22 protein-coding genes are annotated in these 19552 nt (G+C 74.8%); 11 read left to right on the plus strand and 11 right to left on the minus strand.

All coding sequences use genetic code 11. The features are described 5' to 3' along the window. Positions 1-161 precede the first annotated feature (161 nt). From OOK41_RS07780 to OOK41_RS07795, 4 genes are read left to right on the plus strand one after another with little or no spacing between them, the layout of a single operon-like run. Complete coding sequence (locus OOK41_RS07780) at positions 162-1874, plus strand: nitrite/sulfite reductase (RefSeq protein WP_266263582.1); 1713 nt, start codon at positions 162-164, stop codon at positions 1872-1874. Positions 1875-1896: 22 nt separating this feature from the next. Continuing rightward, positions 1897-2055, plus strand: coding sequence for a hypothetical protein (locus tag OOK41_RS07785; RefSeq protein WP_266263584.1), 159 nt, complete (start codon positions 1897-1899; stop codon positions 2053-2055). Beyond that, positions 2052-2813, plus strand: a complete 762-nt coding sequence (locus OOK41_RS07790) for a phosphoadenylyl-sulfate reductase (protein WP_117665365.1) — start codon at positions 2052-2054, stop codon at positions 2811-2813. The genes OOK41_RS07785 and OOK41_RS07790 overlap by 4 nt, the downstream gene beginning before the upstream one ends. Beyond that, a complete protein-coding gene (locus OOK41_RS07795) occupies positions 2795-3574 on the plus strand; it encodes a sirohydrochlorin chelatase (RefSeq protein ID WP_117665367.1) in 780 nt (259 codons plus the stop codon). Before OOK41_RS07790 ends, OOK41_RS07795 begins: the two co-directional genes overlap by 19 nt. A gap of 95 nt (positions 3575-3669) precedes the next feature. On the opposite strand, the gene OOK41_RS07800 is transcribed toward OOK41_RS07795, so the two are convergent. Both OOK41_RS07800 and OOK41_RS07805 read right to left on the minus strand, forming a co-directional pair. Then, positions 3670-3927, minus strand: a complete 258-nt coding sequence (locus OOK41_RS07800; RefSeq protein WP_007072794.1) for a WhiB family transcriptional regulator — start codon at positions 3925-3927, stop codon at positions 3670-3672. A 445-nt stretch (positions 3928-4372) separates the two neighbouring features. Next, positions 4373-5323, minus strand: coding sequence for a diacylglycerol kinase family protein (locus tag OOK41_RS07805; RefSeq protein WP_266263597.1), 951 nt, complete (start codon positions 5321-5323; stop codon positions 4373-4375). Between the two features lie 43 nt (positions 5324-5366). Here OOK41_RS07805 and OOK41_RS07810 point away from each other — a divergent pair, with 43 nt between their 5' ends. Then, positions 5367-5753, plus strand: a complete 387-nt coding sequence (locus OOK41_RS07810) for a hypothetical protein (RefSeq protein ID WP_117665371.1) — start codon at positions 5367-5369, stop codon at positions 5751-5753. Positions 5754-5781: 28 nt separating this feature from the next. Here the strand turns inward: OOK41_RS07810 and OOK41_RS07815 are convergent, their stop codons facing one another. The 3 genes from OOK41_RS07815 to sodN are packed head-to-tail and all read right to left on the minus strand — an operon-like array spanning position 5782 to position 7146. Further along, positions 5782-6189, minus strand: coding sequence for an ATP-binding protein (locus tag OOK41_RS07815; RefSeq protein ID WP_117665373.1), 408 nt, complete (start codon positions 6187-6189; stop codon positions 5782-5784). A gap of 31 nt (positions 6190-6220) precedes the next feature. Further along, positions 6221-6745 (minus strand): GNAT family N-acetyltransferase, encoded by a 525-nt coding sequence (locus OOK41_RS07820; protein ID WP_243639105.1) that lies wholly within the window; start codon positions 6743-6745, stop codon positions 6221-6223. After that, the gene (sodN, locus tag OOK41_RS07825) at positions 6742-7146 is read right to left on the minus strand and encodes a superoxide dismutase, Ni (protein WP_117665375.1); all 405 of its coding nucleotides are present in this window, start codon (positions 7144-7146) and stop codon (positions 6742-6744) included. The genes OOK41_RS07820 and sodN overlap by 4 nt, the downstream gene beginning before the upstream one ends. Positions 7147-7231: 85 nt before the next feature. On the opposite strand from sodN, the gene OOK41_RS07830 reads away from it, so the two are divergent. The 3 genes from OOK41_RS07830 to OOK41_RS07840 all read left to right on the plus strand — a co-directional run bounded on the left by OOK41_RS07830 (position 7232) and on the right by OOK41_RS07840 (position 9953). Then, the gene (locus OOK41_RS07830) at positions 7232-7576 is read left to right on the plus strand and encodes a S24/S26 family peptidase (protein WP_266263601.1); all 345 of its coding nucleotides are present in this window, start codon (positions 7232-7234) and stop codon (positions 7574-7576) included. A gap of 158 nt (positions 7577-7734) precedes the next feature. Continuing rightward, positions 7735-8913 carry an NADP-dependent malic enzyme gene (locus OOK41_RS07835; RefSeq protein WP_117665379.1) on the plus strand — a complete coding sequence of 393 codons (1179 nt, stop codon included), beginning with the start codon at positions 7735-7737 and terminating at the stop codon, positions 8911-8913. 77 nt (positions 8914-8990) lie between these two features. Further along, positions 8991-9953, plus strand: a complete 963-nt coding sequence (locus OOK41_RS07840; protein ID WP_207892598.1) for a zinc-binding dehydrogenase — start codon at positions 8991-8993, stop codon at positions 9951-9953. A gap of 12 nt (positions 9954-9965) precedes the next feature. On the opposite strand, the gene OOK41_RS07845 is transcribed toward OOK41_RS07840, so the two are convergent. Together OOK41_RS07845 and OOK41_RS07850 are read right to left on the minus strand one after the other, a co-directional pair. Continuing rightward, positions 9966-10934 carry a chlorophyllase gene (locus tag OOK41_RS07845; protein ID WP_117665381.1) on the minus strand — a complete coding sequence of 323 codons (969 nt, stop codon included), beginning with the start codon at positions 10932-10934 and terminating at the stop codon, positions 9966-9968. Positions 10935-11029: 95 nt separating this feature from the next. Then, positions 11030-11923 carry an alpha/beta hydrolase gene (locus tag OOK41_RS07850; protein ID WP_266263603.1) on the minus strand — a complete coding sequence of 298 codons (894 nt, stop codon included), beginning with the start codon at positions 11921-11923 and terminating at the stop codon, positions 11030-11032. Positions 11924-12080: 157 nt separating this feature from the next. Here OOK41_RS07850 and OOK41_RS07855 point away from each other — a divergent pair, with 157 nt between their 5' ends. Beyond that, positions 12081-12257, plus strand: a complete 177-nt coding sequence (locus tag OOK41_RS07855; protein ID WP_165878023.1) for a hypothetical protein — start codon at positions 12081-12083, stop codon at positions 12255-12257. Between the two features lie 108 nt (positions 12258-12365). Here the strand turns inward: OOK41_RS07855 and OOK41_RS07860 are convergent, their stop codons facing one another. Both OOK41_RS07860 and pta read right to left on the minus strand, forming a co-directional pair. After that, positions 12366-13484 carry an acetate/propionate family kinase gene (locus tag OOK41_RS07860; RefSeq protein WP_266263605.1) on the minus strand — a complete coding sequence of 373 codons (1119 nt, stop codon included), beginning with the start codon at positions 13482-13484 and terminating at the stop codon, positions 12366-12368. Beyond that, positions 13481-15553 carry a phosphate acetyltransferase gene (gene pta, locus OOK41_RS07865; RefSeq protein WP_266263607.1) on the minus strand — a complete coding sequence of 691 codons (2073 nt, stop codon included), beginning with the start codon at positions 15551-15553 and terminating at the stop codon, positions 13481-13483. Before pta ends, OOK41_RS07860 begins: the two co-directional genes overlap by 4 nt. Before the next feature lie 123 nt (positions 15554-15676). Between pta and OOK41_RS07870 the strand changes: the two genes are divergently transcribed. Together OOK41_RS07870 and OOK41_RS07875 are read left to right on the plus strand one after the other, a co-directional pair. Further along, complete coding sequence (locus OOK41_RS07870; RefSeq protein WP_266263608.1) at positions 15677-16366, plus strand: hypothetical protein; 690 nt, start codon at positions 15677-15679, stop codon at positions 16364-16366. A 1-nt stretch (position 16367) separates the two neighbouring features. Further along, on the plus strand, positions 16368-18569 hold the full coding sequence (locus OOK41_RS07875; protein WP_266263609.1) for a bifunctional polysaccharide deacetylase/glycosyltransferase family 2 protein: 2202 nt from the start codon (positions 16368-16370) through the stop codon (positions 18567-18569). A gap of 3 nt (positions 18570-18572) precedes the next feature. On the opposite strand, the gene OOK41_RS07880 is transcribed toward OOK41_RS07875, so the two are convergent. Both OOK41_RS07880 and OOK41_RS07885 read right to left on the minus strand, forming a co-directional pair. Next, positions 18573-19340 carry a glycoside hydrolase family 6 protein gene (locus OOK41_RS07880; protein WP_266267750.1) on the minus strand — a complete coding sequence of 256 codons (768 nt, stop codon included), beginning with the start codon at positions 19338-19340 and terminating at the stop codon, positions 18573-18575. Beyond that, positions 19304-19483, minus strand: coding sequence for a DUF6104 family protein (locus OOK41_RS07885; RefSeq protein ID WP_117665391.1), 180 nt, complete (start codon positions 19481-19483; stop codon positions 19304-19306). The genes OOK41_RS07880 and OOK41_RS07885 overlap by 37 nt, the downstream gene beginning before the upstream one ends. Positions 19484-19552: the final 69 nt, after the last annotated feature.

Genomic DNA, 19552 nt, shown 5'->3' on the forward strand with positions numbered 1-19552 from the left:
CGCGTGCGCAGCGCCATCTGTCCGGCCCACTGACGACGCCCGACCCACTCGTCTCGGGCGCGTTCCCGCGCCGGCCGTCCGACACTGCCGTCCATGGCCCGTCCCACGGGCCGGCCGCGCGCCCGCGCTCTGAGGCACAGCAGACAACGGAGGACGCCGCGATGGCGGTCAGCAGCACCCCCGCCCGGCCCGACGCACCCACGGCACCCGCCGCCCGGGCCCCCCGCCGCCCACGCGGGGAGGGGCAGTGGGCGCTCGGCCACCGCGAGCCGCTCAACCCCAACGAGCGGATTAAGAAGGACGACGACCCGCTGAACGTCCGGGCCCGGATCGAGAACATCTACGCCCACCGGGGCTTCGCCTCGATCGACCCCCAGGACCTGCGCGGCCGGTTCCGCTGGTGGGGGCTGTACACCCAGCGCAAGGCGGGCATCGACGGCGGGCGCACCGCCGTGCTGGAGCCGCACGAGCTGGAGGACGAGTTCTTCATGCTCCGGGTCCGGATCGACGGCGGGCAGCTCAACCTGGCCCAGCTCCGGGTCATCGCCGACATCTCCCGGGAGTTCGCCCGGGACACCGCCGATATCACCGACCGGCAGAACGTCCAGTTCCACTGGATCCGGGTCGAGGACATGCCGGAGATCTGGCGCCGGCTGGAGGCGGTCGGCCTGCAGACCACCGAGGCGTGCGGCGACTGCCCACGCATCGTGCTCGGCAGCCCGGTCGCCGGGGTGGCCGAGGCCGAGCTGCTCGACCCGACCCCGGCGATCGACGAGATCGTCCGGCGGTACGTCGGCGACAAGCGGTACTCCAACCTGCCGCGCAAGTTCAAGACGTCGATGTCCTGGCTGGTGGACACCCCGTACGAGGCGAACGACATCGCGTTGCTCGGCGTCGACCACCCCGAGCACGGCCCCGGCTTCGACGTCTGGGTCGGCGGCGGCCTGTCCACGAACCCGATGCTGGCCAAGCGGCTCGGCGTCTGGGTGCCGCTGGCCGAGGTGCCGGACGTCTGGGCCGGCGTGGTGGGCATCTTCCGCGACTACGGCTACCGCCGGCTGCGCAACCGGGCCCGGCTGAAGTTCCTGGTCGCCGACTGGGGCGTGGAGCGCTTCCGCGAGGTGCTGGAGAAGGAGTACCTGGGTCGCACGCTGCTCGACGGTCCCGCCCCCGAGCTGCCCGAGCGGCCGGTCGACCACATCGGGGTGCACCCGCAGCGCGACGGGCGTCACTACGTCGGGGCCGCCCCGGTGGTCGGCCGGGTCTCCGGCCCCCAGCTCGCCCGGCTGGCCGACGTGGTCGAGGCGCACGGCAGCGACCGGGTGCGGCTCACCCCGTACCAGAAGCTGCTGGTGCTGGACGTGCCGGCGGAGCGGACCGACTCGCTGGTGGCGGCGCTGCGCGGGATCGGCCTGGAGGCCCGGCCGTCGGCCTGGCGGCGCGGCACCATGGCGTGCACCGGGATCGAGTACTGCAAGCTCGCCATCGTCGAGACCAAGGCACGTGGCGAGGAACTGGTGGCCCGGCTGGAGGAGCGGCTGCGCGACTTCGACGCGGACATCTCCATCCACATCAACGGCTGCCCGAACGCCTGCGCCCGCACCCAGGTCGCCGACATCGGCCTCAAGGGCCAGCTCGTGGTCGGCCCGGACGGCCGCCAGGTGGAGGGCTTCCAGGTGCACCTGGGCGGCGGCCTGGGCATGGCGCAGGGGCAGACCGCCGGCTTCGGCCGCAAGCTGCGCGGCCTGAAGACCACCGCCGACGAGCTTCCCGAGTACGTGGAGCGGCTGGCCCGCCGCTACCTGGCCGGCCGGGCCGCGGGCGAGACGTTCGCCAACTGGGTGATCAGGGTCGACGAGGAGGAACTCAGATGAGCGAGCGAAGCGAGGTGTCGCGATGAGTGAGACCCGGTCGGTGCCGCTGTACTGCCCGTACTGCGGCGAGGAGAACCTGCGGCCGAACGAGGCCGGCCACGGCGCCTGGGAGTGCCACGCCTGCGCCCGGGTCTTCACGGTGCGGTTGGCCGGACTGCTCGGCCGGGCGGTGACCCGATGAACGTCGTTTCCGCGGCGGGCCTCGGGCTGGTCGGGCTCGGCGGCCCGGCGCCCGCCGACCCGGCCCGGCGCGGCCCGGAGGAACTGCGCGCGCTGGCCGAGCGGGCCGGGCGGGAGCTGGAGGGCGCGCCGGCACCGGAGATCGCCCGCTGGGCGGCCGAGACCTTCGGCGACCGGTTCTGCGTGACCAGCTCGATGGCCGACGCCGTCCTGGCCCACCTGGTCTCCCGGGTCGCCCCCGGGGTGGACGTGGTCTTCCTCGACACCGGCCTGCACTTCCCGGAGACGCTGCGGGTCCGCGACGAGGTGGCCCGGCGGCTGCCCGTCAACGTCCGCTCGATCCGTCCGCGGCTCACCGTGGGCCAGCAGGACGGCGAGTACGGCCCCCGGCTGTTCAACCGCTCCCCGGACGACTGCTGCCAGCTCCGCAAGGTCGAGCCGCTGGAGCGGGCGCTGACCGGCTACGACGCCTGGGCCGCCGGCCTGCGCCGCGACGAGTCGCCGACCCGGGCCAACACGCCGGTGGTGACCTTCGACGCCCGGCGCGGCAAGGTGAAGGTCAACCCGATCGCCGCCTGGAGCCAGGCGGACGTGGACGCCTACATCGCCCGCCACGACATCCCGGTCAACGAGCTGTTCAAGCGCGGCTACGGCTCGATCGGCTGCTGGCCGTGCACCCGCCGGACCAAGGCGGGGGAGGACCCCCGGGCCGGGCGGTGGGCGATGTTCGAGAAGACCGAGTGCGGCCTGCACGTCTGACTGTCGTCGGGGTCGCGGGCGCGTCGCCTGCGGCCCCGGACCCGGTGGTCCTGGTCGCGCACGGCAGCCGGGAGCCCCGGGCTGCCGAGGCGACCCTGGCGCTGGCCCGGGCGGTCGCCGCAGCCCGTCCCGGCATGACCGTGGCGGCGAGCTGGCTGGACCACACCGAGCCCGGGCCGACTGCGGTGCTGCGGTCGCTCGCGGCGGCCGGCCACCCCCGGGCGGTGCTGGTGCCGCTGCTGCTCACCGCCGCGTACCACCGGCGGGTCGACGTCCCGGCGGCGGTCGCGGCGGCCCGGGAGTCGGGTCCGCCGATCGACGTACGCGTCTCCGACGTGCTCGGTCCCGCCGACGGCGTGGTCGACGCCGCGCTGCTGGCCGGGCTGCGACGCCGGCTGGCCGAGGCGGAGCCGGGCCGGTTCGACGCGCTGGTACTGGCGGCGGCGGGCACCCGGGACCACCGGGCGCGCGGCTCGGTGGGGCGGGTCGCGGCGGCGCTCGGCGCCGACCTCGGGGTGCCCTGCCGGGTGTCGTACGCCTCGGCCGCCCCACCGCGCACGGGCGCGGCGGTGGCCCGACTGCGCGCGGCGGGCCACCGCCGGGTGGCCGTGTCGGCGTACTTCCTGGCCCCCGGCCTCTTCCACGACGCCGTGCTGGCGGGGGCCCGGTCGGCCGGCGCCGTGACGGTGTCCGGGCCGCTCACCGACGCCCCGGAACTGGCCGCGCTGGTGCTGCGTCGGGTGGACGCCGCGACGCGGTGAGCGGCCGGCCTGACCACCCGCCACCGCCCGGACGGCAGAACGCCCCGGCAGGGGTTGCCCTGCCGGGGCGTGGATGCCTTGTGGTGCGGTGTCGGTCAGGCGGAGTGAGCGCGCAGCACCCGGAGGCCGCCGCGCCGCTTGACAGCGCGCCGCTCCTCCTCGCTCATCCCGCCCCAGACGCCGGCGTCCTGACCGGACTCGAGCGCCCACTGGAGGCACTGGTCGGTCACGGAGCAGCGCCGGCAGACGGCCTTGGCCTGCTCGACCTGCAGGAGAGCCGGACCGGACGTCCCGATCGGGAAGAACAGCTCCGGGTCCTCGTCGCGGCAGACAGCATGGTGACGCCAGTCCATGGCGGCAACACTCCTCATTCTGGATGGGTGGCAGATTTGCTTTGGTGCTTTTCCTATATGCGTCCGCACGCCGAATGGTGACGGTTCGCGTCCATCAATTCGGCGCTGCGTGAGCAGGCTCTTGTGACCCTGGGACCTGCTGGAACAGCTCAACATGATGAGCGTATCCAGGCAATGTCCCGGTAACTCAAGTTCGCTTGTGAATACTTTCACGAACTCACGCGATGTCAAGGGTGGCGCTCGGAAAAACTCCGGGCGGTGAGCAAGCTCACGACCCTTTTGTCCGGGTTCCGGAGTGATCCAGTTGCCCGGTGTACCACAGTCGAGGATCAATATAGTACAGTCCGCGTGACATTGCTGACATTTCCGGCACCTCGCCCTCGGTGTGGCGGCCACCGCGTCGTGCGGTGTGGGGGACCGCTCGACCAAGGGCTGTACCCGAGACCTAACAGATTACTCTCAGTGCGGCGGGAATGGATGCGAATCTAACTTTCTCCCGCTCGCCGAGATAGTCCCCGTCGAGCTGGAAGGCCTGCGGACGGCTCGTGACCAGCGTGAACTCGTTCACGTCGTGCAGCCGCAACACCTGGCGGCCTCGGGGGTCCGGGTCCCGGGAGAACGCCTGAGTCACCGTGCGTGCGGTACTCGCCACGCGGAGCTGACGCATCGCCAGCACGTCCAGCCCGAGATCGAAGGACGCCTCGGGGTTCGGGTTGATCTCGCGCTCGCCCAGGTACGTCCACGGCGCGGTGTTCTGGATGATGACGGTGGCCAGCTCGCCCACGGCGGCCTCCCCGGGCCGCTCCAGCGTGATCGTGGGGTGGCGCCGGTCCGAGCGGAGGAAGTACTGGTTCACCGTCGACCGCAGGTACAGCGCCGGGGTGGAGACCCGACCGCGCCGGCGGGCCTGCTCCACCCGGTGGATGACCGCCGCGTCGATGCCGAAGCCGGCGCAGAAGGTGAAGTAGCGGTCGTCGGCCCGGCCCAGCCCGATCGTCCGGGACCGGCCCAGCCGCAGCCCCTCCAGGATCATGCTGGTGCCCTCGGGCCACTCCCGGGGCAGGCCCAGCGCCCGGGCGAACACGTTCGTCGAGCCGCCCGGGACGGTGGCCAGCGCCGGCAGGCGCTCGGCGGGTGTTCCGCCGGTGCGGATCGTCGGTGGCTCGGCCGTCATCAGGCCGTTCACCACCTCGTTCACCGTGCCGTCACCACCGAGCGTGACCACCAGGTCGACGCCCTCCTCGGCCGCCTCCCGGGCCAGGTCCGTGGCGTGGCCCCGCCGGCGGGTGTACCGCACCGACAGGTCGACTTGGCTGCGCAGCGCCCGGACCAGGACGTCCCGGCTGCGCTCGCTGGTGGTGGTGGCCTTCGGATTGACGACCAGGACGGCCCGCATGGGCGGCACTGTACCGCGATCCAGCGCGGGTATCGTGTCGCGCGTGACCATCGACTCGGACCGGAATCCGACCGCGCTGCGATGGGCGGTCCGGCTGCTCCGGGCGGAGGCGGTCGCGCTCGGCCTGGTGGCCGGCTGGCTGATCTGGGCCGACCTCACCGCCGACACGACCGACCTGCCGTCGGCGTTGCTGGTGACCGCGTTCGCCCTCGGCGGCGCGGCGGCGCTGTGGGGGCTCGGCGGCGCCCTGGGTCGGCGCCGGGCCGGGGCCCGCGCCCCGGCGATCGTCCTCCAGCTCATGCTGCTGCCGGTCGGCTGGTACATGATCCAGGGCGGCCTGGGGTGGCTGGGCCTGCCGCTGATGGCGCTCGGCGTCGGGGTGGCCGCGCTGCTGGTCAGCCCGCCGGCCACCCGGGCCCTCGGCTTCTAGCCGGCCCGCCGCCCCGCACCGCGGGGAGTCAGTAGCGGGAGGCGCGTCGGGTGAGCAGGGAGATGGTGGCCCGGCCGTTCGCCGCGTTCGCCGAGGCGGCCGTGGTCAGCGCGGTCAACACCTTCCAGGCGAAGGACGACTCGGAGGGCAGCGTCGCGCCGCGCACCGTGGGCACGGTCACCTCGACGGTGAGCGCGTCGTCGGTCACCGTGAACCGGCACTCCAGCTCGGCGTCCCGGGTGGCGATCGCGAGCAGCATGGCGCACGCCTCGTCCACGGCGATCCGCAGATCCTCGATCTCGTCGAGGGCGAACTGGAGACGGGCGGCGAGGCCGGCCGTGGCGGTGCGGAGCACGCCGAGGTAACCGCCGTCGGCGGGCACGGTGAGGTGCACCACATCGTCGTCGGTCGCTGGCTGGCCGGTCAGTTGAGTCACGCCTCATCCCCCCGGCGGGGACTCTACCCCGTCAGGCCGACGGGTGGGCGGCCGCGCCGCCGGTCGCCTGCGCCGCGAGGGCGTGCAGGGCGGGCCCGGTCAGCCGATACGGCACCCATTGCGCCAGCGGCGCGGCGCCCACCGTGGCGTAGAACCGGGCGGCCGGGTTCCAGTCGATCATCGACCAGTCGAGCCGCCGGTAGCCCCGCTCCACGCAGATCGCGGCCAGGGTGGCCAGCAGCCGCCGGCCCGCGCCGCTGCCCCGGGCCTCCGGGCGGACGTACAGGTCCTCCAGGTAGATGCCGTGCCCGCCGGCCCAGGTGGAGAAGTTGAGGAACCAGAGCGCGAAGCCGAGCGGGGCGTCGGCGTCGTCCACCGCCACGTGACCGAACAGCGCCGGCGCCGGGCCGAAGAGGGCCGCGTCGAGCTGCTCGGCGCTCAGGTGGCACTGGTCGGGCGCCCGCTCGTACTCCGCCAGCTCGTGCACCATCGCGACGACGGCCGGCACGTCCTCGGAACGTGCCGGCCGTACGGTCGGGGTGAGGCCGGCGGTCACGCCTGCTTGGTCTCCCAGAAGATCTTCGAGATCTCGTCGATCTTGGACAGCAGCTCGTCGGCCTTGGCCGGGTCCACGCTGCCCTTGGCGCCGCCGGCGCCGGCCAGCTTGGTGGCCTCGTTGAACAGGGTGTGCAGGTTCGGGTACTTCTCGAAGTGGGCCGGCTTGAAGTAGTCCGTCCACAGCACCCACAGGTGGTGCTTGACCAGCTCGGCGCGCTGCTCCTTGATGATCAGCGCCCGGGTGCGGAACTCGGGGTCGGTGTTCGCCTGGTACTTCTCGGCGATCGCCTTGACCGACTCGGCCTCGATCCGGGCCTGGGCCGGGTCGTAGATACCGCACGGCAGGTCGCAGTGGGCGCTGGCGGTGACGCGCGGCGTGAGGATGCGCGGAAGTCGCATCGGGATCCTCCATGGGAAGTTTGCGATGATCCAAGACGACATTACTCCTGGACATGCTCCCCGGCGGGGCGGAGGTGAAACCCGGGTGCGCCCTGACCACTCCCGGGCCGTGGACCGGCTGCGTGGGCCGCTCGCCGCCGTGCTGGTGGCCGGTCCCTCGATGGCGCCCACCCTGCGCCACGGCGACGCCGTGCTGGTCCGCAGGGGTGGCCGCCCCGTCCACCCCGGCGACGTCGTGGTCGCCGTCTTCCGCAGTCGCCCGGAGCTGCTGGTGGTCAAGCGCGCCGTCCGGCCGCAGGACGGCGGCTGGTGGGTACGCGGCGACAACGACCTGGTCACCGACGACTCCCGGGTGTACGGCGTGGCCGACGTGCAGGGCCGGGTGGTGGCCCGGTACTGGCCCCGCCCGGGCCGCCTGCGTCACCCCTGAGCTACCCGCCAGTATGACCCTACTCACATCAGGGTGACGCCCGCGACACTATGCTCGGCAGGTGCCCGGGTGACCCCCCGCACCGCGCCACCGCCGCTCGTCGCCTCACCTGCGCCCGCGCCGGCTGCTTCGTCTGCTCGACAGATCCTGGAGTCACCATGTCTTCGTCCACTGTGGACCCCGCTGATCCCGTCTTCCAACTGCACGTCGGCGGCAAGATGGCCGTCGCCTCCACCGTCCCGCTGACCAGCCGGGAGGACCTCTCCCTCGCGTATACCCCCGGGGTGGCCCGGGTGTGCGAGGCGATCGCCGCCGACCCGGCCCTGGCCGACGAGTACACCTGGGCGGGGCACACCGTCGCGGTCGTCACCGACGGCTCGGCCGTACTCGGGCTGGGCAACATCGGCCCGCGCGCGGCGCTGCCGGTGATGGAGGGCAAGGCGGTGCTGTTCAAGCAGTTCGGCGGCGTGGACGCGGTGCCGGTCTGCCTGGACACCCAGGACGTGGACGAGATCGTCGCGGTGGTGAAGGCCCTCGCCCCCTCGTTCGGCGGGATCAACCTGGAGGACATCAGCGCCCCGCGCTGCTTCGAGGTGGAGCGCCGGCTCGACGAGGCGCTGCCCATCCCCGTGTTCCACGACGACCAGCACGGCACCGCGATCGTCGTGCTCGCCGCGCTGCGCAACGCGGCTGCCCTGCTCAACCGTAAGCTGGGCGACCTGCGGGTGGCCGTCAGCGGCGCGGGCGCGGCCGGCGTGGCGGTGACCCGGATGCTGATCGCCGGGGGAGTGGACCCGGCCCGGGTGGTGGTCTGCGACTCGAAGGGGATCATCGGCCGGCACCGGACCGGGCTCACCGGCACCAAGGCCGCCCTCGCGGCCGACACCAACGCCGAGGGCCGCCGGGGCGACGTGACCGAGGCGCTGCGCGGCGCGGACGTGCTGGTCGGCGTCTCCGGCGGGCAGATCCCGGAGGAGGCGGTGGCCGGGATGGCCCCCGGCGGCATCGTCTTCGCGCTGGCCAACCCGACCCCCGAGGTGCACCCCGAGGTGGCCGCCCGGCACGTCGCGGTGGTCGCCACCGGCCGCAGCGACTACCCCAACCAGATCAACAACGTGCTGGCCTTCCCCGGCGTGTTCCGGGGCGCGCTGGACGCCCGGGCGACCCGGATCACCGACGGGATGAAGGTGGCCGCGGCCGACGCGATCGCCGGCGTGGTCGCCGACGCGCTGACCGCCGACGCGATCGTGCCGTCCCCGCTGGACCCCCGGGTCGCCCCCGCGGTGGCCGCGGCCGTCGCCGAGGCCGCCCGCCGCGACGGCGTCGCCCGCGCCTGAGGCGTGGTGGAAGGGCCCCTTCCCGTCGCACTCGGGATGGGAGGAGGCCCTTCGCAACGCCCCTGGTCCTTGTTACGGTGCGGATCATGCGTGCCGCCTTCGCGTCGAGCTTCGACGCCGACAACCCGCTCGCCGCGCTGACCGTCGGCGAGCGCCCCGAGCCGACCCACCCCGAGGACGACTGGGTCACGGTGCAGGTGCGGGCCAGTTCGCTCAACCACCACGACCTGTGGTCGCTGCGCGGCGTGGGGCTCGGCGCGGACCGGCTGCCGATGATCCTCGGCTGTGACGCCGTCGGCACCGACCCGGACGGCCGCGACGTGGTCGTCTACCCGCTGGTCGCCGACCCGGGCGACCCGCGCGGGACCTCCATCCTCTCCGAGCACTTCCCCGGCACCCTCGCCGAGCGGGTGGCCGTACCCCGGATGAACCTGCTGCCCCTGCCGGCCGGCGTGTCCGCGACGGACGCCGCCTGCCTGCCCACCGCGTGGCTCACCGCGTGGCGGATGCTCACCACCAGGGGCCGGGTCTCCGACGGCGAGTCGGTGTTGGTCCAGGGCGCGGGCGGGGGCGTCGCGACGGCGGCCGTCGCGCTCGCCGTCGCGCTCGGCAAGCGGGTGTACGCGACCAGCCGCGACCCCGGCAAGCGGGAGCGGATCACCGAGCTGGGGGCGACCGCGCTGGCGCCCGGCGCCCGGCTCCCGGAGCGGGTCGACGTGGTGATCGAGACGGTCGGGGCGGCCACCTTCGACCACTCGCTGAAGTCGGCCGCGCCGATGGCCCGGATCGTGGTCTCCGGGGCGACCGCCGGGCACGAGCCGAAGATCAACCTGCGCCGGGTCTTCGCCATGCAACTGGAGATCATCGGCACCTCGATGGGCACCCCGGGCGAGCTGACCGAGCTGCTGGCGTTCTGCGCCGAGCACGACGTGCGTCCGGTGGTGGACAGCGTGCTGCCGTTCAGCCGGGTCGCGGACGCCTTCGCCCGGCTGTACTCGGGCGACGTCTTCGGCAAGATCGTCATCGATCACACGGCCTGAGCCGGCCTCGGCCTACAGCCGGTCGTCGAGGGTGGCGAGGCCGCCACGGGTGGCCTCGGCCGGCAGCCGGTCCCGGGCCGCCGCGTCGCCGTACAGGGTCCAACGGAGGAACTCGACGGTGGTGTCCGAGACCACCCGCAGGGCCGCGCCGTCGGTGAGCAGGGCCCGGCCGTGGTCGCCCTTCGGCAGGCTCAGCATCGCCTTGGGCCAGGGCACCCGGTCGTACGCCGCCCGGCCGGAGGCGTAGCCGACCACCTCGTCGGCCTCGCCGTGCACGAAGAGTTGCGGCGCGGCGGCCCCGGCGAACGCCGTGCCCACCCCCAGGGCGGTGCCGGCGAAGACCACTCCGGCGTCGAGCCGGTCGTCCCGCCCGGCGGTGAACAGGCCGATCGTGGTCACCCCGCCGGCCGAGTGCCCCGCCGCGGCCACCCGGTCGGTGGCCAGCCGGCCGCGCAGCGGGTCGCCCGTCTTCGCGTCCAGGGCGAGCACCCGGGTCAGCGCGTACGACACGTCGGCGGGCTGGTTGAGCACGTCCAGCGGGTTGCCGTCGGCGCCCCGCGCGGTGTGCGGGAAGGTCGGCGCGGCCACCACCAGGCCGGCCGCCGCCCAGCGGGTGAGCAGGGTCGCGTAGTCGTCCGGCCGGCCGTTCAGGCCGTGGCTGAACATCACCACGGGGAAGCGGCCGGTCGCCGCCGGCGCGGACTGCTCCGCCGAGCCGCCGGCCGTGCCCCGGGCCGGGTACCAGATCGTCACCGGCAGCGGCCGGTCGCCGTCCCGGTTGAGTTCCAGCCGACGTACCCCGACCGCGAAGGGCTCGCTCGGCGCGGTGCCGGCCGGTACGCGCGGGGCCGGGGCGGTCGCCTTCGGCGACTCCGTCGGGGCGGCGGCGCGCCAGGCGGGCCCCGGGTCGCCCGAGCAGCCGGCCACGCCGACGGTGAGCAGGGCGGCGGCCAGCAGGGCAGCGGTGCGACGACGGGGCATGAATCCGATTGTGCCTCGCGGCGCGGGGCCGCCGGCCAGCATCGCGACGGCAGGCGAACGGCCAATCACCCGGGCAGTGGGCTCGGCCCCACCGACTAGGGGGTGGGGAGGCGGGAGAGCCAGGTGGTGGTGCCGGGGGAGCGGGCGGCGGTGGGGAGGCGGTGGAGGGCGGCGGGGTCGCCGTAGAGGGTCCAGCGGAGGAAGTCCGTGGTGGCGGCCAGGACCTGGGGGAAGCCCCGGTGGCCGGGGATCAGGTACGCGCCGTGGCCCTGGCCGGTGACGGTGAGGAAGGCGGCCGGGCCGGGCGCGCGGGCGTACGCGGCCCGGCCGACGGTCACCGGCACCACCGGGTCGGCGCCGCCGTGCACGAACAGCACCGGCGCGGCGGGGTCGGCGAACGCGCCGGCCAGGCCACCCCCGGCGATCACGACACCGGCCCGCAGCCGGGAGGAGTGCCCGGAGGTGAGCATCCCGGCGGTGGTGAACCCGCCCGCCGAGTGCCCGGCCGCGGCGAACCGGGCGACGTCCAGGTGTCCGGCGAGCGGGTCGCCCCGACGGGCGTCGAGGTGGACCAGGTGCCGGATCAGCCGCCAGCCGTCGGCCGGCTGGTTGCGTACGTCCGCCCGGGTGAACCGGACCGCCCCGCGCCGGGTGTGCGGGTACGCCGGGGCGGCCACCACGAACCCGGCGGCGGCCCACCGGGTGGTCAGCGGGGCGTGCAGTTCGGGGAGGCTGTGCAGCCCGTGGCTGAACACGACGACCGGGAACCGGCCCCGGGCGACCCCGCCGGGGCCGGCCGGATACCAGACGGTCACCGGCAGCGGGCGCGCGCCCGCCGGGTCGAGCGTGAACGTCCGCACCCCGACCGGGTACGCCCCGGCGGGCGCGGACCGGGCGGGCGGCTCCCCGCCGGGGGCGGCGGCGGTGGCCGGGCCGCAGCCGGCCAGCAGCGCCGTCATCAGCACGGCGACCAGCCGTCGTACCCCCACGCCCCTACGCTAGGCGGCCCGGGGCCCGGGGCGGCCCCGCCGTCCGGACCGGTCGGCGAAGCCACCCGTTGGGGGCGGCTCCCCCCAACGGGCGGTCCTGCGGCGTTTCGCCCGCGTGGGACGGTTCGGCCGGGCCGCCTTGGCTATGGTCTGGCCCATGTCTGACAAGTATGTGGACCCGAGCGGCAACACAGAGCAGTTCCGGGCGTTCGCCCACGCGCCGGAGGCCGGCGGGCCGACCGCCCCGGACGCGTCCCGGACGCCCCTGGTCGCCGGCGTTGCGGTCGCCGTGGTGGTGCTGGTGGCCGTGGTCGCCTGGCTGGCCCTGGCCTGATCGGCCGCACCGAACCGGCCGAGCCGCACCAGGCCGGCCGTGTCGAACCGGCCGTAGTGGGCCGGGGTCGGCGGAGGTGCTGGTGGGCTCAGCGGGCCGGAGGCGGGGTCAGCGGGTCGCCCCGGCCACCGCGCGGGTCTCCCGGGCGATCTCGCGCTCCTCGTCGGTGCCGACCACGCAGACGGTGACCTCCGCGCCGTCCGGGGAGATCACCCGGTCGCCCCTGCCGGCGTTGCGCCCCGGGTCGACGGCGATGCCCAGCCGCTCCAGGCCGGCCAGCGCGGCGGTCCGCACCGCGGCGGCGTGCTCGCCCACCCCGGCGGTGAAGGTGACCGCGTCGACACGCCCGAGCAGGGCGTAGTACGCCCCGACGTACCCGGTGATCCGACGCGTGTAGACGGCGAAGGCGAGGGTGGCGGCCGGATCCCCGGCGTCGCGGCGGGCCAGCACCTCGCGCATGTCGTTGACCCCGGCCAGGCCGAGCAGGCCGCTGCGGTGGTTGAGCAGGTCGTCGATCTCGTCCACGCCCAGGCCGCCCTCGCGGCGCAGGTGGAAGATGATGGTCGGGTCGAGGTCGCCGCTGCGGGTGCCCATCACCAGGCCCTCCAGCGGGGACATCCCCATCGAGGTGGCCACGCTACGTCCGCCGGCCACGGCGCACGCGCTGGCCCCGTTGCCCAGGTGCAGGGTGATCGTGTTCAGCTCCTCGTACGGCCGGCACAGCAGCTCGGCGGTGCGCCGCGAGACGTACGCGTGCGAGGTGCCGTGGAAGCCGTACCGGCGGATGTCGTACCGCGCGGCGGTGTCCCGGTCGATCGCGTAGGTCGCGGCGGCCTCGGGCAGGGTGTGGTGGAACGCGGTGTCGAAGACGGCCACCTGCGGCACGCCCGGCAGCGCCTCGCGGGCGACCCGGATGCCGGCCAGGTTCGCCGGGTTGTGCAGCGGCGCGAGCGGGACGAGGTCCTCGATCGCCGCGAACACCGCGTCGTCGACCAGCACCGGCTCGGCGAAGCGCCGCCCGCCGTGCACCACCCGGTGCCCGACGGCGGTGAGCCCGGCCAGGTCGAGCCGGTCGAGGATCTCCCGGACCGCCGTCTCGTGGTCGGCCGGGCCGCCCCCCGGCTCGCCGACCCGCTCCACCGTCCCGGAGTCGCGGACCTCGTCGCCGTCGTACAGCCGGTACTTGACCGACGACGAACCGCAGTTGAGGACGAGCACCCGACTCATGACGACTCCCCGGCGGCGGCGGCCTGGATGGCGGTGATCGCGACGGTGTTGACGATGTCCGGGACGGTGGCGCCCCGGGACAGGTCGTTGACCGGCCGGCGCAGGCCCTGCATCACCGGCCCGACGGCCACCGCCCCGGCCGAGCGCTGCACCGCCTTGTACGTGTTGTTGCCCGTGTTCAGGTCCGGGAAGATGAACACCGTGGCCCGCCCGGCGACCGCGCTGTCGGGCAGCTTGGTGGCCGCGACCTTCGGGTCGATCGCCGCGTCGTACTGGATCGGGCCCTCCACCAGCAGTTCCGGGCGGCGCTCGCGGACCAGCCGGGTGGCCGCCGCGACCTTCTCCACGTCCGCCCCCGCCCCGGAGTCCCCGGTCGAGTACGACAGCATCGCCACCCGGGGTTCGATGCCGAACCGGGCGGCGGTGTCGGCCGAGGAGATGGCGATGTCGGCGAGCTGGGCGGCGTCCGGGTCGGGGTTGACCGCGCAGTCGCCGTACACCAGCACCCGGTCGGCGAGCAGCATGAAGAAGACGCTGGACGCCACCGAGACCCCGGGCACCGTGCGGATGATCTCGAAGGCGGGGCGGATGGTGGCGGCGGTGGTGTGGGTGGCCCCGGACACCATCCCGTCGGCGTGCCCGGTGTGCACCATCATCGTGCCGAAGTAGTTCGGGTGGGCGACCACGTCGTACGCCAGGTCGAGCGTGACGCCCCGGTGGGCGCGCAGCTTCGCGTACGCCGTGGCGAACTCGTCGCGCCACTCGCTGGTCGCCGGGTCGACCACGGCCGCGCCGGTGATGTCGATGCCCAGCTCCCGGGTGCGCCGGGCGACGTCGTCGGTGCGGCCGAGCAGGGTCAGGTCGGCCACGCCCCGGCGCAGCAGGATCTCCGCCGCGCGCAGGATCCGCTCCTCCGCCCCCTCCGGCAGCACCAGGCGGCGGCGGGTGGCCCGGGCCCGGTCGATCAGGTCGTACTCGAACATCAGCGGGGTGACCCGCTCGGACCGGCTGACCCGCAGCCGGCGGGCCAGGTCGTCGGTGTCCACGCAGGCCTCGAACGCGCCGAGCGCCGCCTCCACCTTGCGCGGGTTCGCGACGCTGGGCCGGCCCTCGATCCGGCTGGACGCCTCGACCGTGTCGTAGCTGTCGCTGGGCACCGACAGCACCGCCAGGCCGGTGTTCAGCCCCTCGACCAGCCGCATCGCCCGGGGGTCGGGCCGCTCGCCGAGGGTGAGCACCAGCCCGGCCACGGAGACCTGGCCGGCCACGTGCGCGGCGCTCGCCGCCACCAGCAGGTCCGCCCGGTCGCCCGGGGTGATCACCAGCGCGCCCTCGGTCAGGTGGTCCAGCAGCGTCGGCACGTGCGCCGCGCCGACCACGTAGTCGAGCACGTCGCGGGCGAGCGCGGCCTCGTCGCCGGCCAGCAGGGTGGCGCCGAGCGCCGCCGCCACCTCGGCCACCGTCGGCGCCGACACGGTGGGCACCTCCGGGATGGCGTACGCGGGGACGGGCAGCTCGGGCAGCGTCATCTCCCCCGGCACCCGGTTGGCGATCACCGCCAGCACCGTCGCGCCCAGGTCCGCCAGGTCGTGGTACGCCCCGCGCGCCGCCGCCGCGATCGCCTCCGGCTCCTGCCCGAAGCCGTCGATCACCGGCACCACCACGCTGCCGAACTCGGTGGCCAGCCGGGCGTTGAAGGCCAGCTCGCGGGGGCCCGCGCCGTCCCCGCCGTCGGCGAAGTCGCTGCCCACCACCACCATCGCCGGGCAGCGCCGCTCGACGTCCCGGTACCGCGCGACGAGCCGGGAGATCAGCTCCTCGCGCCGGCCGTCGGCGACCAGTTCCGTGGCCTGCGGGTAGGTGGCGCCGTGCAGGTCGGCCACCGGCAGGTCGATCCGGTAGCGGTCGGTGAGCAGGGCGAGGATCGGGTCGGGGCCCTTGCCGGCGACCAGCGGCCGGAACGCGCCGATCCGCTCGACCTGTCGGGAGAGGAGCTCGGCGAGGCCGAGCGCGATGGTCGACTTTCCCCCGCCGGAACCCACACTGGTCAGATATACGCTCCGGGCCACGCACCCACGCTACAAGATCGCCGCCCGCAGCGCCGCTGGCACCATCCTGACCTGGGGGATCCTCGTCTCACTCGGGCCGCTGACCAGGGACTTCAGGATCCGTGCCTCCTAGACTCGCCACTCGTGACCGATCGCCGGACCACCGTCCCGCCCCCGCCCGAGCAGCCGACCGTCGGGTGGGCCGTGCCGGACGGTCCGACGGCGGTGCGGCCCGTGATCGACGGTCCGACGGTCGCACTCTCCGTGACGGACGGTCCGACGGTCGTACTCTGCGTGACGGACCGTCCGACGGTCGTCCTGCCGCCCGTGACCGACGTGCCGACGACCGTCCTGGCCGCGGTTCCCGACCTGCCGCCGGTCTTCGTCGACCCGAGCGGGCGGCGCGGGACCCGGCTGCGGCGGATCGCGTACGCCGCCGGGCTGGCCGGGCTGGCGTACACCGCGCTGGTCGGGCTGAGCTTCGCCGGGGGGCCGGTGCGCCCGGAGAACGTGCTGCCCTTCGTCGAGTCGACGCAGCGACCCTGGGAGGCGCCCGCGCCGCCGGACGCCCCGGCCCTCGCCCCGACGACCGCGAAACCCGGCACACCGGCTTCCGGACCGACCCGCGCCACGTCGACCCGGCGCGCGCCCGCCACGGCGTCGTCCCGGCCGTCGCCCCCGGCGGCCGGCACCGGCAGCCCGCGTCCCAGCCGGAGCGCCGCGTCGCCGCCAAGCGCCACCGCGCCTCCGACGACCGTGCGGCCCAGCACCGCGCCGCCCACGACCGCCCCGCCCCCGGTCGGCCCGCCGGCCCTCCCGGAACCGGGCGAGTAGCGTGCGGACAGCCGCCAATCCGTTCACCGGTCGGCCCCCGCCGCCCGCCCGCCGCAGCCGGCGGGCTCGCCGGACCGCGCCGCCGCCGAGCTGGGCCCTGCTGGGCGTCGTGCTCGTCGTCCTGGCCGGCGTGCTCTTCGTCGGGGCGTACGCGAACGCCGCCTTCGTCCCCGACCGCGCGCAGCACGACGACGGCCAGGACCGGGTGCCCGCCGAGGTGGTCAACGGCGGCCCGGTCATCAACGCCGCCGGCGGCCAGCACCGCTCCTACCGGCTGCCCCCGCGCACCGTCGCGCTCACCTTCGACGACGGTCCCGACCCGACGTGGACCCGCGAGGTGCTGCGGGTCCTCGACGCCCACCAGGTGAAGGGCACCTTCTTCGTGGTCGGGTCGCAGGCCGCCCGGCACCCCGGGCTGGTCCGGGAGCTGGTCGCCGGAGGGCACGAGGTCGGCGTGCACACCTTCACCCACCCCGACCTGACCACGCTGCCCGGCTGGCGGCGCCGCCTGGAGTACGCCCAGACCCAGCTCGTGCTCGCCGGCGCGGCCGGGGTCCGGTCCTCGCTGATCCGGTTCCCGTACTCCTCGCACGCCGACGCGATCGACGACCGGGACTGGCCACTGGTCACCGAGGCCGGCGAGCTGGGCTACCTCACCGTGCTCAACGACACCGACAGCCGGGACTGGGCGCTGCCCGGGGTGGACGTCACGGTCGCCAACGCCACGCCGACCGGTTACTCGGGCGCGATCAGCCTGTGGCACGACGCCGGCGGGGACCGGGCCCAGACCGTCGCCGCCCTGGACCGCTTCATCCCGCTGATGAAGGAACGCGGCTACCGGTTCACCACCGCGACCGAGGGGCTGAACCTGGCGCTGGCCGTGGCCGGGGTCGACCACCAGGTGACCGGGAACCCGGCCGCGTCCGGGGCGGACCGGTGGCGGGGCCGGATGCTGGTCTGGGCGGTGCGGGGTGCCGACCGCACGCTCACCGTCTTCGGCGTGCTCTTCGTGCTCGTCGGCGTGCTCACCGTCGGCCGCACCGTCCTGCTGTTCCTGCTCGCCGGGCGGCACGCCCGGCGCCGCCGGGCCCGGGACTGGGCCTGGGGGCCGCCGGTGACCGAGCCGGTGTCGGTGATCGTCCCCGCGTACAACGAGAAGGAGGGGATCGCCGCGGCGGTCCGGTCGCTGGCCACCGGCGACCACCCCGGGGGGATCGAGGTCGTCGTGGTCGACGACGGTTCGACGGACGGGACCGCCGACATCGCCGAGGGGCTCGGCCTGCCGAACGTCCGGGTCGTCCGCAAGCCGAACGGCGGCAAGCCGAGCGCGCTCAACACCGGCGTGGCGCTGGCCCGCCACGAGCTGCTGGTGCTGGTCGACGGCGACACCGTCTTCGAGCCGGACGCCGTGCGCCGGCTGGTCCAGCCGTTCGCCGACCCGCAGGTGGGCGCGGTCGCCGGCAACGTCAAGGTGGGCAACCGGGACAGCCTGATCGCCAAGTGGCAGCACATCGAGTACGTCATCGGGTTCAACCTCGACCGCCGCCTCTACGAGACCCTGCGGTGCATGTCGACCGTGCCCGGCGCGATCGGCGGCTTCCGCCGGCAGGCCCTCGGGTACGCGGGCGGGCTGACCGACGACACCCTGGCCGAGGACACCGACATCACCATGGCCCTGGGCCGGGCCGGCTGGAAGGTGGTGTACGAGGAGACGGCCCGGGCGTGGACCGAGGCGCCGGCGACGATGGGACAGTTGTGGAAGCAGCGCTACCGGTGGAGCTACGGCACCATGCAGGCGATGTGGAAGCACCGCCGCTCGCTGCTCGACCACGGCGCGTCCGGCCGGTTCAGCCGCCGCTGCCTGCTGTTCCTGAGCCTGTTCGGGGTGCTGCTGCCGCTACTGGCGCCGATGATCGACCTGCTCGCCCTGTACGGCCTGTTCTTCCTCGACCGGACCGCGACGGTGGTGGCCTGGCTGGCCATGCTGGCGGTGCAGTTCCTCACCGCGGTGGTGGCGTTCCGGCTGGACCGGGAGAGGCTGGGCGTGCTCTGGGTGCTGCCGTTGCAGCAGTTCGTCTACCGGCAGTTGATGTACCTGGTGATGATCCAGTCGGTGGTCACCGCGCTGACCGGCGGCCGGCTGGGCTGGCAGAAGCTGCGCCGCACCGGCCTGCGCCCGACCGCCCGCGCCGGCACCGGCTGACGGTCAGCGGGCGCGGCGGGCCAGGTCGAGGGCGTACTCGGGCCACCAGACGCCGCTGTCCGGCTCCCCGGGGCGGCAGGCGCCGTCGGACTCGCCCGGGTACTTGACCCAGAGCAGGGCGTCCACCCGGTCCGGGCCGGGGTCGGCCGCCGGCTCCTCGCCCAGCGTCCGCCCGGGCGGGTTGCACCAACTCGGCGCGCCGTCCACCGTGGGGGCCGGGTGCGGGCCGTTGCCGTTGCGGCTGGTGTCGACGACGAACCGGGTCGCCCCGCCGAGCGCGTCGGAGAGCCGGTGACCGTAGCGGACGTTCTCCTCGGTGCCGACGAAGTTCGCCACGTTCAGGGCGAAGCCGGCCGCGTCGGCGATCCCGGCGCGGCGCAGCGCCGCGGCGAGCCGGTCGACGTCGGCGATCCAGCCGGGGTGTCCGGCGTCGAGGTACACCCGGGCGCTGCCGGTGCTGCCCAGCACCGACACCGCGTCCCGCAGCAGCGCGAGCCGGCCGGCGACGTCGGGTACGCAGCCGGCCACGGCGTCCGCGACGGCGCCGGGTTCGAGGACCACGGTGACCGGTCGGCCGGCCACCCCGGCCGCCAGGTCCCGGATCCAGCGCTGGTAGTCCGCCGCGTCCCCGGCCCCGCCGTCGCCGCCCGGCGCGGCCTGGTGCGCGGGGTCGGCGCCGCAGCCGGCGAGCAGCAGCGCCAGGGCGGCCCCGGCCGCTCCGGCCGCGCGGCGGCTCAGTCCTCGTCCTCGTCGTCCAGGCGGGCCAGCCAGGTGGCGAACCGCTCGATCGGCGTCTCGAACTCGGGGTTCAGGTCCACGAAGTCGCGCAGCCGCTCGCCGAGCCACTCGATGCTGACCGACTCCTCGCCCCGGCGCTCGACCAGTTCCTCGATCCCACGGTCGGTGAAGTACATCCGTACGTCCTCATTCCTGGCTCCGGCCGGCGGCCGGTCGGTGGTCCGCCGACGCGAGCGGGGCAGCGG

The sequence above is a fragment of the Micromonospora sp. NBC_01655 genome (genome assembly GCF_026339755.1).
Taxonomy (GTDB): domain Bacteria; phylum Actinomycetota; class Actinomycetes; order Mycobacteriales; family Micromonosporaceae; genus Micromonospora.